We start from the raw sequence: 13,079 nt of genomic DNA on the forward strand, positions 1-13,079 counted from the left end.
GCAAAAAATTATAGTAGTATCAAAGATGTTAAAGAAATGTAAAGCAATCTATTTTTTACACCTTATCGTAATCTTTTTCTTTCAAATCATAAATTTTTAACCAAACAATGTTAAAAAATTGCTAACAGATGTTTTGTTGTATTTTTTTCAAGAAAAGAACACATATAAACTTGACCGAAGTCGAGTTTATATCTATCTATATGTTCTAATTCATATACTAATTAGTATAGGTAATTCAGTGCGGTTTTATCATTATTATTAAATTCTCCTGAAGCGCTATTACTAAAACACGCTAACATAATAGACGTAGCATCATATCCAGTTGGTGTTCCTGGTATATGGATAGCTCCAATATGATTTACTCCACTGAATTTTAATTTAAGGCAAAAAAAATCGCTCAACAAAATTTCTATTGAACGATTATTCCTATGAATATTATTTACTAAACGATTTCCGCGCTTAATCCGGCTTGAAGTAATTTAGAACACCTAGGAACTAATTCTTCGTAAACCCCTGTTTTTACTGTGCATTTGCCTTTATAATGCACTAACATTGCACATTGTTCTGCTTGCACTGGTGTATGTTCACACGTATAGATCAAAGTTTCGATAACATGATCAAATGTATTGACATCATCATTATATAAAACAATTTCACTATTACTTTGCTCTACTGTTTTTTCTAAAACTTCTTCTAAAACCTTTTCTTGAGTGCTCATCTCATTAATTTTATACAAATATACTATATCAAAAAGAAAAATTAATCTTCTATCACATTATTTTAACTTGTAACAAGCTGCTATCCAATTATTTCGTTCATAACACTCTTGAAACATCAAATTATAAGTAGCACATTCTTTTGTAATCATCTCCAAATCTTCTTTATAGAACCCGCTAAGAAAAAGACTACCTCCATCGGTTAATGTGGCAGCGTATACAGAGATATCCTTTAGCAATATATTTCTATTAATATTTGCGATAACAACATCATATTGCTTATCTACTAATAATGACGATTCGCCTTCGTATGCAGTAATGTGTTTACAATTATTTCGTTCTACATTTTCAATTGTGTTCAGATAGCACCAGTTGTCTATATCTATAGCATCTATAGGTTTAGCTCCTTTCATTTCAGCCAAAATCGCTAAAATTCCTGTACCACACCCCATATCCAATACCTTTTTACCTTCCACATCGTGTTTAAGCAAATGCTGAATCATCATATGAGTTGTTTCATGATGACCAGTACCAAAAGACATTTTTGGTTCTATTACGATATCATAAGCTACATCTGGCTTTTCATGAAAAGGTGCTCTAACACTACACATATTATCTACCATAATAGGAGTAAAATTCTTCTCCCATTCTTTATTCCAGTTCACTTGTTCTATTTCCTCTGTGGTATACGTTATCTCGAATTCTTCTGAACTTAGAATATGGATATCATCTAATATACTTTTATTCCATTCTTCTTTCTGGATAAAAGCTTCCATTCCTTTTTCTGTTTCTACAAAACTTTCAAAACCTGCATATCCTAATTCTGCTATCAAAATTTCCGTTGCAGGTTGTAAAGGCTTTATCGTAAAATAATAGCCTATATATATAGGTGTTGTCATGTTTGTTCAAATTAGTGTGCAAAGTTACTCTTTTGACCAATAAAAAAGGTATTCGCAATAACGAATACCTAATTATTTATTCTCTAAATTTCTATTTAGAACGAATTTGCTATCGCAGCAAAACTCTCAGGATCTAAAGCTGCTCCACCAATCAATCCTCCATCAACATCAGGTTTAGCAAAAATCTCTTTAGCATTTGCTGGTTTTACACTTCCACCATAGAGTATAGAAACTTCTTCGGCTATTTTTTCATCATATGCATTTGCTATTGTTTTACGAATAAAGGCATGCATTTCTTGTGCTTGTTCTGGACTTGCTGTTTCTCCGGTTCCTATTGCCCAAACAGGTTCATACGCCAGAACAATATGTTTCCAAGCTGCATTATCCAATGCAAACAAAGCATTTTTTAATTGACTCTCAACCACATTAAAATGGTTTCCACTCTTACGATCTTCTAATTCTTCTCCAAAGCAGAAGATAATTTTCATGTTATGTTTTAAAGCCGTATTGACTTTTTCTTTTAACAATTCATCTGTCTCGCCAAAATATGCTCTACGTTCACTATGACCAAGAATGACTATTTCTATGCCAACACTTTTTAACATATCTGCAGAAATTTCTCCTGTAAATGCTCCGCTTTCTGCTTGATGCATATTTTGCGCCGCTACATCAATATCAACCCCTTTAAGTTCTTCAAAAGTATAATAAAGATTAGTGAATGTGGGTGCTACAATTATTTGTGCACCTGATGATTCTTTGAGTTTAGTTTTTAATTCTGAAAGTAAAACTCCGGTCTCCGCCAGGTTTTTATTCATTTTCCAGTTTCCTGCTACAATTTTTGCTCTCATTAATTTTAATTTATGTGTGTGGTTTTTATTTGGTTACAATTTAAAAGAAGACAATTACACTCTAATTCTAGGGTCTAACCATCTATAAATAACATCAACAAATATATTGATTAGAATGAACACAGAGGATATTACGATTACCGCTCCCATAATAATAGGAAGATCTGATGTATTTAATGCATCTACTATTTCTTTTCCTAATCCATTCCATCCAAAAATATACTCTACAAATACTGCTCCGGCTAACATCGATGCAAACCATCCTGAAATTGCTGTTACTACAGGATTTAGAGCATTTTTAAGCGCATGTTTTCTAATCACCTGAAACAATGACAGACCTTTTGCTTTAGCTGTTCTTATATAATCCTGGCTCATTACTTCTAACAACGAGTTTCTCATTAATTGAGTAACTACTGCTAATGGTCGCACTCCTAAAACTATCGCTGGTAATATTAAATTCTTCCACTGAATATAGGCCCCCTCTCCAAAATCATCAACTTCATACAAACTTCCTGTCATATTAAGGTTTGTATATTCGTGCAAGACATATCCAAACAACCATGCAAAGATAATGGCGCTAAAAAAAGAAGGAACACTCATTCCTATTGTACTGACGAACTGAATTAATCGATCTGGCCATCGATCTTTAGTTAGTGCACTAACGATTCCCATTGAAATCCCTAGAAATATAGCAATCAATATTGCCGAAACTGCAAGAACAGCTGTATTAGGTAATGTCTCTTTAATTACTTGACTTACTTTTTTCCCGTTTTTCTGAAAAGATTCTCTTAGATAAGGATACTTAAAAACGGTTTTTGTAGTACCAATTGTAAATAGTGAAACTCCAGAATATTTTTTAGTATCGAAATATGAAAAATCTTCTTCCTTACTACTATGGAAAGAAATTGGCGAAAGATCATTTAGGTAATACCTATATTGTGTACGAATAGGAAGATCAAAACCGTACTTTTTGTTTATAATATCTAACTGCTCTTTATTTTCATTTTGTCCCATCATCATTTGAGCAGGATCTCCAGGAAGAATTGTAAACAATAAAAATATAACAGTAATTACTCCTAATAAAGTAAGTAATGCATACCCAAACTTATAGAAGTATTTAATCATATTTAATTTACCTTTTCCTTTAGCTTTTCAACTTCTTCCAATGTATATGCTTTATACTCAAAAGCATCTCCGTACAATCTTTTAGCGTATTCCTCGATTGTAGAATTATATCCAGCTTCTTTTCGTCGTTGATTTACAGTTTCAACATCTTTTATTGGCCAAATAATCTGGATTGGCTTATCAGTATTGTAGTTTAATGTTGTTCCTTGAGTACCATATATTTGTTCTTCACCTATATGCATTAGGTGGCGATCTTCCATCATTGCAACTAATCTGAAAGGAATTTCATCTTTTTCTCCTGCCTTCTTAATAATAGGAAGATACTGATCAATCTTATCAGAATGCTGAATCACATACCAAGCAGCAGTGTTTGTTGGCTCTCCTACAAGGGATTTACCAGGGTATCCATATTTTTTAAAAACTTGCTCAATAAACACTGTATTAGAAGAATCAATAGCACTTTGCTGTTGCCAATAATCACTAAGAGCTTCTTTTTCTGTCGCTCCTACCAATTTAGCGATGCTATCTCTATCTTTTGCCGTTTTTGCCTGCATTAATCTCCTAAACTTCTGATCCAATTGAGCAACACTATCCAATTGAGCTTTTAATTCTTCATTAATTTTAGGTTCAGATCGTTCTACTTTTTCTAAAATTAATTTATCCGCATCATTCCAGTGCAGCTTCTCTGTTATAGTACCTTTATCTAATTTCACGATTCCTGGATTAGATCGCAATATGGTTTTAAGCGCAGTTTCATCGGTACTGTAGAAATCAAAACTTAGATCATACTGTTCTTTTTTCTGAGAAATATCCTGAGGAGAAGATGCTGTAAGTCCTATAACATCATACCCTTGAGCGATAGCTTTATCAGTCAAGCCTTTCATCGCATTCATCCCTTCTCCTTCGCTTTTAGATAAATTATACATGATAATAAGTACAAGATTCTCTTTCTCTAAAAATTCTGTAGTATAGTCTTGACCACCTTTTTCTATGGCAAAATCATGTATTGGCGGAATATACCCTTCATTAATCATTTTGGTTTCTACTCCTATATATTTACCATCTACTTGCGGATACTCACCACTAGTTTTAATAATTTCTTCATTACCATTTACCTCAAACTTCCAGAAGTATTCAAACTCAGCTTCTGGAGCTCCTTCTGGTACAGACATTCCTTCTTGTATATTTGTTCCTATTTCATAGGCTCTAAAATCAAAAGTTGGTAAATGCATTAGTACATGATACGCAAATGCTAGACAAGCTGAAAAACACACAAATACAATCCATTTATGAGAAGCTTCCGCTAGGATTGGGGTGATATATTTTCTTCCAAAGAACAATATCAAAATAAAAAACAGCAAAATAATATCCTTAGTAAAAGACTCCCACGGAGTTAACGGTAAAGCATCTCCAAAACATCCGCAATCTGTAACTTTATTAAAGTATGCAGAATAAAAGGTTAGAAATGTAAAAAAGACAATCATACCCAATAACGACCAAACAGTAAACTTAGGCAGATATCCTAATAGCAATGTAATCCCTACAATTACTTCAAAAATAACTAGAAATACTGCTATTAATAAAGCGAACGGAATTAAAAACTCCAAATTCAATACTCCTTCACTGAAATATTCCTGTAACTTATAAGAAAACCCTAGAGGGTCATTAAGTTTAATAAATCCAGAAAACAAAAAAAGTGCCGCTACAAATATTCTCGAAAAACCAACTAGTATTTTCATCTTTTAATGGTAATTATAATTTATTTCGAACAAGATAATAGGTTTATACCTTGTCGCTTTTAGTTTAACAGTATTTTATAAAATCACAAACTATCTAGCTTCACCTAAGTGAATCATTGCAAAAACAGCATAATTAATCATATCCTGATAATTAGCATCGATACCCTCACTAACCAAGGTCTTTCCTTTATTATCTTCAATTTGTTTAACACGAAGTAATTTTTGAATAATTAAATCCGTAAGAGAGCTAACCCTCATATCACGCCAAGCTTCCCCATAATCGTGATTTTTATTCATCATCAATGTTTTCGTGATATCGATATGTGTATCATATAACTCTGTTGCAGTATCTGTATCCAGGTCTGGTTGTTCTGCAACTCCCTTTTCCAACTGTATCAAAGCCATCAGGCTATAGTTTATAATACCAATAAACTCGGAAACTTCTCCTTCATCTACTTTTCTTACTGCATTCTCCTGTAAACCTCTAATACGTTGCGCTTTTATAAAAATCTGATCTGTTAGTGAAGGTAATCTAAGGATTCTCCAAGCACTACCATAATCTTTCATTTTCTTAATAAACAGATCACGACATTTCGTAATTACTGCGTCATATTGTGTAGACGTATCTTGCATATAACTGTTGAATTTTGCGTAAATTTCGCTTTAATATGGCAATTATACCAAATAAACATTAAAAATATAGTATAAACTCTTGTATGACCATTAATTGCAAAGGCTCCTTGATTGATCTATCCTCACCAAAAGTAATGGGAATTCTAAATCTCACACCAGATTCTTTTTATGATGGAGGAAAATATAAGGACGAATTACAAATAGTATATCAGGTAGAAAAAATGCTTCAAGAAGGAGCTACTTTTATTGACCTTGGTGGATATTCATCTAGACCTGGTGCCGATCATATCTCTTCGAATGAAGAAGAGAAAAGAATTTTACCCGTAATAACACTGATTCTTTCAAAGTTTCCTGACGTTGTTTTATCGATAGACACATTTAGAAGCAAAATCGCTAAGCAATGTATAGATGCTGGAGCTGCGATTATCAATGATATTTCTGCAGGTAACTTGGACCACAATATGATCAAAACTGTTGGTCAGCTTAATGTACCTTATATTATGATGCATATGAAAGGGACTCCTCAAACTATGAAATCTCTAAATCAATACAGCGATTTAATAAAAGATATTCAATTTTATTTTTCTCAAAAAGTAGCTGAAGCTAGAAGAGAAGGCATAAATGATATCATTATAGATCCTGGTTTTGGTTTTACAAAAAACATAGAACAAAACTTTGAACTTCTAAAAAGACTTGAGTTATTACAACTCCACGGATTACCAATTTTAACAGGTATATCAAGAAAATCTATGATTTATAAATCTTTAAATATTGATCCGTCAGAATCTCTTAACGGAACAACTTCCTTAAATACAATAGCATTGCTTAAAGGAGCTTCGATTCTAAGAGTACACGATGTAAAAGAAGCGATGGAATGTATTACGTTAGTAGGTAGATATCAGGAATAATATTTATAAACCATTTCAAATCCTCTTTTTCATGCTTTTCAAATCAGAGTTACACTAATTTTTCTATTTTTACAAAAACACCGCATTTGGATTTAATCAACCTTAGAATATTAGATATCCTAGATATCGTACTTGTAGCACTTCTGCTATACTATATCTATAAATTGGTTAAAGGAACAGCAGCGATCAATATTTTTATAGGTATCGTTATGATCTATCTGGTTTGGAAACTTACACAGTTTCTAGCTATGGAGATGCTTAGTAGCGTATTAGGAGAATTCATTGGAGTTGGAATGTTTGCCTTAATTGTTGTTTTCCAGCAAGAAATCCGAAAGTTTTTATTAATGATCGGATCTACTAATTTTGGTAGAAGACGTAAGTTTTTACGACAGTTAAAATTCATAAGAGACACACCCGAAGATAGTATTACTGATGTGGAAGCAATTGTAAATGCATGTGTAAAAATGGCAGACACTTTTACTGGGGCATTAATTGTAATTAAAAGGAGTACTTCTCTGGATTTTGTAAAAACTTCTGGTGATGAACTAGACATACTAGTAAAGACACCAATCATCGAAAGTATTTTTTATAAAAATAGTCCATTACATGATGGTGCTATGATCATAGAAGATAATAGAATTGTGGCTACTCGTGTAATTCTTCCTGTTTCTAATGACCGGAATATCCCTTTGCGTTTTGGATTAAGACATCGTGCTGCTATAGGGATAACAGAAAAAACAGATGCCTTGGCATTTATTGTTAGTGAAGAAACAGGTAAAATATCTTATATAAGAAACGGTGAATTTGTCATTTTCAAAACACCAGAAGAACTCATAGAAAAAATAAAAAGAGACCTCCAATAGTGAATAGTAATCTTACCAATATAAATCATTGTAAAAACTGTGGCTTTCAAATTGATCATTATTCTTTTTGCCCAGATTGTGGAGCTAAAAAGATCACAAAAAGAATTACATTTAAAAACCTAACACAGGAATTTAGTGATCGTTTTCTAAATCTTGACAATTCTTTTATAAGGACCTTTATTCATCTATTTACCAAACCTAAAGCTGTAATTAATGGGTATATCCATGGTGTTAGGAAACGATACATAAATGTTTTTAGTTACTTTGCTATCTCTCTGACCATTTCCAGTTTGTATAGTTTTATTTTGGGAAAATACAAGGATGATATTTTTGCAAAATCCATGATCTCAGAAGCCCAGGCTGAAGCAACTAAAATTACATCAGATTTCTCTTTTGAGTACCAATCGGTAATTTCTTTTTTGACAATTCCGATATTAGCTTTAATCTCTAGATTGGTTTTTTTGAATTATAAAAAATATAACCTCACGGAACATTTTGTAATTTATCTATATGCGTATTCTCATATAACAATGATAGTAAGTATTATCACAATGCCCTTTATTTTATCTGCAGAAAACATTTTTATTGTTGTAGGTATTCAAATGACTACATATATAATTTACATTACCTATGTTCTAAAAAAGCTATATGAAATAAGTTTGAAGAAAATCTTGATAAAAACACTATTATTCCTGGTTATAATGACAGTTCTCTTTGTGATCTTTTCATTTATTATTGCCATAATTATGATGAAAATGGGCATTATGCCGAATACAGAAACCTCTTCTATCTAGTTTCTTAGAATTATAAAAACACTTAATACAATCATATAAATGAAGAAATCGCTTACAATTAATAATTGTAAAAATTGTAACTACGACTTAGAAGATGTAAACTTTTGTTCCAATTGCGGAGCTAAAAAAATTACTAAACGTATTACTTTTAAAAACCTGGTTTCCGAAATAAGTGAAGTTTATCTTAATGTGGACAACACTTTCATAAAAACTATTAGAGATCTTACCATAAAGCCTCACATTGTTATAGATGGGTATATCAACGGTGTCAGAAAAAAACATCTTAATCTTGCATCTTATTTCCTTTTGTCTATTACCTTTTCTGCAATTTTAAGTTTTATATCAGAACAATTCTTTGACATTCAATCGGATCCTAAAAACCATGAAAACACAAACGAAGTCATAAAATTCTTCTTGGAGACCACAGAAAAATATCCTACTCTTGGATATTTCTTGTTAATTCCTTTTTATTCGTTGATTTCTAAATTTGTATTCAGGAAGTATAAAAAGTACAATTTCACAGAGCTTATAGTTATTAACACCTATTTCATTGCACACCTTACCATATTAACATTTATACCTTATATAATAATATATAGTTTTAGAGATTACATAGAAGAGACTAGCTTCTATTTTCTTATACTTCAGTTGGCATATGGTACGTTCTTATTCAAAAATCTTTACAAACTAAGTTATAAAAAAATCATATCAAGAGGATTCCTAGCCATGCTATTTTTTGTTTTAATTGTTGCTGGATTTACGCTTATTGCTGGAATTGCTACTGGTATATTAAAAGAATATGGACTTATAAACTAAAGTTCTTTTACTTCAGCAAACTGTACATCATAAAGGTTTTTGTAATATCCATCTTCTACTTCTAGCAATTCATTATGGTTACCTTGTTCCACTATTTTACCATTATCCATAACGATAATTTTATCAGCATTTTTAATCGTTGCTAATCTATGTGCAATAACAATTGAGGTTCTACCTTTGGTTATTTTATCAGTAGCATCCTGAATAAGTTGCTCACTATGAGAATCAATAGACGATGTTGCTTCATCTAGCACCAAAACACCAGGATTGGTAACATAAGCTCTAAGAAAAGATATTAATTGTCTTTGTCCCGAGGAAAGCATTACCCCTCTTTCTTTTACATTATAATGATATCCATTAGGAAGCGTAGTTATAAAATCATGTATCCCTATTTCTTTTGCTGCTTTCCGAACTTGATCTTCTGTAATATCAGGATTATTCAGTGTAATATTATTGAAAATAGTATCTGCAAACAGAAATACATCTTGTAATACTACCGCTATATGACTTCGTAACGATTTTAAACCAATCGTGTTTATCGCCATTTTATCTATCGAAATTGTTCCACTATCAATTTCATAAAATCTATTTAATAAATTAATGATAGTTGATTTACCAGCTCCTGTAGCTCCAACAATAGCAATAGTTTCTCCTGCTTTTACAGATAAAGAAATTCCTTTTAAAACTTCTTCTCCTTCAATATAACTGAATCTTACATCTTCAAAATCAATATCTCCTTTAATATTTTGTAACGTTAATTCTCCCAAATCATCAATTCTGGAATCCGTATCCAAAACAGCAAACACTCTATTAGCCGCAACCATTCCCATTTGCAGCGTATTAAACTTATCTGCAATCTGGCGTAAAGGTCTAAAAAGCATTTGGGATAATTCTATAAATGCAATTACGACACCAAGTGTAATCACATCACCTTGTGCAGCTCTCAACCCTCCATACCAAACAATTAACCCAATAGTTACAGAGCTAGACATTTCTGCTATAGGAAAAAATATAGAGTTATACCAAACCGTTTTTATCCACCCTTTTTTATGTTTTTCGTTTATTTCTTCAAAATTAGTATACTCAATTTCTTCTCTAGTAAAAAGTTGAACGATTTTCATTCCGGTAATTCGTTCCTGAACAAAAGAATTTAGATTAGAAACCTGAGTCCTCACCTCTTCAAAAGCAGTTTTCATTTTCTTTTGAAATACTCTAGTGGCAAAAATTATAAAAGGAAGCACTGCCAACACAATCAAGGTCAACTGCCAGCTAGAATATACCATGTATCCGAGAATAACGATCATTTTTAGTAGATCACTTATAATCATAAAAAGCCCCTGACTAAAAATACTAGCTATCGTTTCTATATCGCTTACTGCTCTGGTAACCAACCTCCCAACTGCTGATGTATCATAGTATTGTTTTTTAAAACCTAACATATGATCAAAAAGTTTTACTCGCAAATCTCGGATTACCTCCTGCCCTAACCAATTAGCAAAATATATAAATAGGAATTGAAAAATTACTTCTAATAATAATACTCCTAGCATCAAACTGATATAAAAAATTATCAACTCTGCATCTTTCGGAATAAAACTTTCATCAATAGTTTTTTGCAATAAGAGCGGTCTCAATATTGCGAATACTGATAATAATATAGCAGACAAAGCCACAAAATAAAATGTAATGCGATATGGATTAGTAAAACTAATCAATCTTCTAAACAGTTTAAAATCAAATGCTTTTCCGCTTTTTTCAGCCATTTTTATCTAAGATATATTGTTTTTGGATATTGTACTTCTGTTAAATATAGACCATGGGCAGGCACAGAATATCCTGCTTCGCTTCGATTCTCACTCTTTATTATTTGTTTTAAATCACTAAGATTCAGCTTATGTTCTCCTATTTCTATCAGAGTGCCAACAATTGCTCGTACCATATTTCTAAGAAAACGATTCGCAGAAATTTTAAAAACTAACATATTACCATTCTTTTCCCAAACAGCCTCCGTTATATTACAATTATACGTTTTTACATCGGTTTTAGACTTACTAAAACATTTAAAACTAGTATAGTTTAACAGTAATTTAGCAGCCTTATTCATCAAATCAATGTCCAATTCTTTCTTCAGATAATATGCACTATTTATTCTAAAAGGATCCTTAGATACTGAGATAAAATATTCATAAGATCTACTTACTGCATCAAACCTGGCATGTGCATCATTTTCTACTAAACTCACTTTTTGTATAGCAACTTCTGGCGGAAGGAGAGCGTTTAGCTTATATTTTAATTGAATCGCATCTAATTCCTTTTCACTATCAAAATGAGCCATGATTTGTCTTGCATGAACTCCAGTATCCGTTCTTCCCGCTCCTACTACACCTATTTTAGTTCTCAACAACAAGGATAATGAATCTTCTAGAACTTCTTGTACAGAAATTGCATTAGGCTGGCGTTGCCATCCATGATAAGGTGTTCCATTATATGACAGTTCTAGAAAATATCTCAAAGCTTTATGCTATTTTTGTTCAAAATCTGACCACAAATATACTTTATATTATAGAGATGAATTGTATAGGATTGCTCAGTTTATTTATAACATCATAAATCATTTTTATTACCAAATTGAAAAAAATACTCTTACTTAGTGATACCCATAGTTATATAGATGATCGTATTTTACATTATGTAAAAGAAGCAGATGAAGTATGGCATGCGGGAGACATTGGAGATCTAAAAGTCACTGATGCCATTGAAGCGCTTAAACCTCTTCGTGGGGTTTACGGAAACATTGATAATGATAAAGCCAGAGCCACTTTTCCTTTACATCAAAGATTCTCATGTGAAGGTGTTTCTGTCTGGATTACTCACATCGGAGGATACCCACCTAAATACAATAGTAATACCCGAGAAGAAATTAAAACCAATCCTCCTCAATTATTTATTTGTGGTCATTCTCATATTCTTAAAGTAATTCCGGACAAAAATAATGGTGTATTGCATATGAATCCTGGTGCTGCCGGCAAGCATGGATTTCACAAAGTGAGAACTATGTTAAGATTCACTCTGGATATTGGTAAGATTGAAAACCTTGAAGTCATAGAGTTAGGAAAAAAATAAGACCCGAAGTTGGCATACTTCGGGTCTTAACGCACTAATACTACTAAGATTTTAGGTTTATCGTAATCGATCCACAGATTTTACGAGATTTTCATCCTTTTTGATAGCCTTATTGGCTACTACTAATAAAACGATAGAAATAATAGGAATCAACATCCCAATACCTTTCTCCGAAACCATAGTTTCTCCAGATAAAGTTAGTGACCAATAAACAAATACTCCTAGTAAAATAAAGTTTAATAAGATATTGATACGCCCCAATACAAATTGAAGCTGTCTATTTTTAAACAAAAAAATACTTACCAAAGCTAAAACAGCAGATCCGGCAAACATTCCTAAAACCAAAAAATTATTTTGAGTCAATAATTCTTCTCCATTCTGATCCAAACCATATGGCAATATAGTAGATATCCCTCCGGATAATACCGCTACTAAAAACAAATAAACAGATTGGATTCTTTGTATCATTGCCCCTTCTTCTTTTGGAAAAGCAAAAATAAGAGTTCTTTTTATAAATATGTATAAAAAATCAAAAATAAAGTCGTATACTTGCATCACAAATTGTGTAACCCATTCTATTTAGGTTACTTACCTTCAAAATAAAATTTTCCTAGA

General features: G+C 32.0%; 14 protein-coding genes and 1 pseudogene. 5 read left to right on the plus strand and 10 right to left on the minus strand.

Features of this window, described 5'->3' with window-relative positions; all coding sequences use genetic code 11:
• Positions 1 to 221: 221 nt before the first annotated feature.
• The 7 genes and pseudogenes from Q0975_RS20600 to Q0975_RS20630 form a co-directional block, all read right to left on the minus strand.
• Positions 222 to 353, minus strand: a pseudogene (locus tag Q0975_RS20600) (M57 family metalloprotease); the annotation flags it as partial.
• 89 nt (positions 354 to 442) lie between these two features.
• Positions 443 to 718, minus strand: a complete 276-nt coding sequence (locus Q0975_RS20605) for an ATP-dependent Clp protease adaptor ClpS (RefSeq protein WP_299440170.1) — start codon at positions 716 to 718, stop codon at positions 443 to 445.
• 57 nt (positions 719 to 775) lie between these two features.
• Entirely contained in the window at positions 776 to 1,615 is an 840-nt protein-coding gene (prmA, locus tag Q0975_RS20610) for a 50S ribosomal protein L11 methyltransferase (RefSeq protein ID WP_299440172.1), read from the minus strand.
• A 95-nt stretch (positions 1,616 to 1,710) separates the two neighbouring features.
• Positions 1,711 to 2,463: a triose-phosphate isomerase gene (gene tpiA / locus Q0975_RS20615; RefSeq protein ID WP_299440174.1), complete on the minus strand. Its 753-nt coding sequence runs from the start codon at positions 2,461 to 2,463 to the stop codon at positions 1,711 to 1,713.
• Between the two features lie 54 nt (positions 2,464 to 2,517).
• Positions 2,518 to 3,588: an ABC transporter permease gene (locus Q0975_RS20620; protein ID WP_299440176.1), complete on the minus strand. Its 1,071-nt coding sequence runs from the start codon at positions 3,586 to 3,588 to the stop codon at positions 2,518 to 2,520.
• A gap of 2 nt (positions 3,589 to 3,590) precedes the next feature.
• Entirely contained in the window at positions 3,591 to 5,327 is a 1,737-nt protein-coding gene (locus tag Q0975_RS20625) for a BT_3928 family protein (protein WP_299440178.1), read from the minus strand.
• Positions 5,328 to 5,417: 90 nt separating this feature from the next.
• Positions 5,418 to 5,960 (minus strand): DUF1599 domain-containing protein, encoded by a 543-nt coding sequence (locus Q0975_RS20630; RefSeq protein WP_299440180.1) that lies wholly within the window; start codon positions 5,958 to 5,960, stop codon positions 5,418 to 5,420.
• Positions 5,961 to 6,043: 83 nt separating this feature from the next.
• Here Q0975_RS20630 and folP point away from each other — a divergent pair, with 83 nt between their 5' ends.
• The 4 genes from folP (at position 6,044) to Q0975_RS20650 (ending at position 9,341) form a co-directional block, all read left to right on the plus strand.
• On the plus strand, positions 6,044 to 6,868 hold the full coding sequence (gene folP, locus Q0975_RS20635) for a dihydropteroate synthase (RefSeq protein WP_299440182.1): 825 nt from the start codon (positions 6,044 to 6,046) through the stop codon (positions 6,866 to 6,868).
• A gap of 86 nt (positions 6,869 to 6,954) precedes the next feature.
• Positions 6,955 to 7,731 (plus strand): diadenylate cyclase CdaA, encoded by a 777-nt coding sequence (gene cdaA, locus Q0975_RS20640; protein ID WP_299440184.1) that lies wholly within the window; start codon positions 6,955 to 6,957, stop codon positions 7,729 to 7,731.
• Entirely contained in the window at positions 7,731 to 8,525 is a 795-nt protein-coding gene (locus Q0975_RS20645; RefSeq protein WP_299440186.1) for a DUF3667 domain-containing protein, read from the plus strand. The genes cdaA and Q0975_RS20645 overlap by 1 nt, the downstream gene beginning before the upstream one ends.
• Positions 8,526 to 8,564: 39 nt before the next feature.
• Entirely contained in the window at positions 8,565 to 9,341 is a 777-nt protein-coding gene (locus Q0975_RS20650; RefSeq protein WP_299440188.1) for a DUF3667 domain-containing protein, read from the plus strand.
• On the opposite strand, the gene Q0975_RS20655 is transcribed toward Q0975_RS20650, so the two are convergent.
• Both Q0975_RS20655 and truA read right to left on the minus strand, forming a co-directional pair.
• Positions 9,338 to 11,104 carry an ABC transporter ATP-binding protein gene (locus Q0975_RS20655; protein WP_299440190.1) on the minus strand — a complete coding sequence of 589 codons (1,767 nt, stop codon included), beginning with the start codon at positions 11,102 to 11,104 and terminating at the stop codon, positions 9,338 to 9,340. The genes Q0975_RS20650 and Q0975_RS20655 overlap by 4 nt on opposite strands.
• 2 nt (positions 11,105 to 11,106) lie before the next feature.
• Positions 11,107 to 11,853 carry a tRNA pseudouridine(38-40) synthase TruA gene (gene truA, locus Q0975_RS20660; RefSeq protein ID WP_299440192.1) on the minus strand — a complete coding sequence of 249 codons (747 nt, stop codon included), beginning with the start codon at positions 11,851 to 11,853 and terminating at the stop codon, positions 11,107 to 11,109.
• 116 nt (positions 11,854 to 11,969) lie between these two features.
• On the opposite strand from truA, the gene Q0975_RS20665 reads away from it, so the two are divergent.
• On the plus strand, positions 11,970 to 12,464 hold the full coding sequence (locus tag Q0975_RS20665; protein WP_299440194.1) for a metallophosphoesterase family protein: 495 nt from the start codon (positions 11,970 to 11,972) through the stop codon (positions 12,462 to 12,464).
• Between the two features lie 57 nt (positions 12,465 to 12,521).
• Here the strand turns inward: Q0975_RS20665 and Q0975_RS20670 are convergent, their stop codons facing one another.
• On the minus strand, positions 12,522 to 12,932 hold the full coding sequence (locus Q0975_RS20670; protein ID WP_299440391.1) for a DUF4293 domain-containing protein: 411 nt from the start codon (positions 12,930 to 12,932) through the stop codon (positions 12,522 to 12,524).
• Positions 12,933 to 13,079 lie beyond the last annotated feature (147 nt).

It is taken from the genome of uncultured Aquimarina sp. (assembly GCF_947500065.1).
Lineage (GTDB): Bacteria > Bacteroidota > Bacteroidia > Flavobacteriales > Flavobacteriaceae > Aquimarina.

Bases quoted from the DNA above. Each gene is read 5' to 3' on its own strand.
- Q0975_RS20670 (WP_299440391.1), bottom strand. From the start codon at position 12,932: ATGATACAAAGAATCCAATCTGTTTATTTGTTTTTAGTAGCGGTATTA.
- Q0975_RS20605 (WP_299440170.1), bottom strand. From the start codon at position 718: ATGAGCACTCAAGAAAAGGTTTTAGAAGAAGTTTTAGAAAAAACAGTA.
- prmA (WP_299440172.1), bottom strand. From the start codon at position 1,615: ATGACAACACCTATATATATAGGCTATTATTTTACGATAAAGCCTTTA.
- Q0975_RS20655 (WP_299440190.1), bottom strand. From the start codon at position 11,104: ATGGCTGAAAAAAGCGGAAAAGCATTTGATTTTAAACTGTTTAGAAGA.
- Q0975_RS20630 (WP_299440180.1), bottom strand. From the start codon at position 5,960: ATGCAAGATACGTCTACACAATATGACGCAGTAATTACGAAATGTCGT.
- folP (WP_299440182.1), top strand. From the start codon at position 6,044: ATGACCATTAATTGCAAAGGCTCCTTGATTGATCTATCCTCACCAAAA.
- tpiA (WP_299440174.1), bottom strand. From the start codon at position 2,463: ATGAGAGCAAAAATTGTAGCAGGAAACTGGAAAATGAATAAAAACCTG.
- Q0975_RS20625 (WP_299440178.1), bottom strand. From the start codon at position 5,327: ATGAAAATACTAGTTGGTTTTTCGAGAATATTTGTAGCGGCACTTTTT.
- Q0975_RS20650 (WP_299440188.1), top strand. From the start codon at position 8,565: ATGAAGAAATCGCTTACAATTAATAATTGTAAAAATTGTAACTACGAC.
- Q0975_RS20620 (WP_299440176.1), bottom strand. From the start codon at position 3,588: ATGATTAAATACTTCTATAAGTTTGGGTATGCATTACTTACTTTATTA.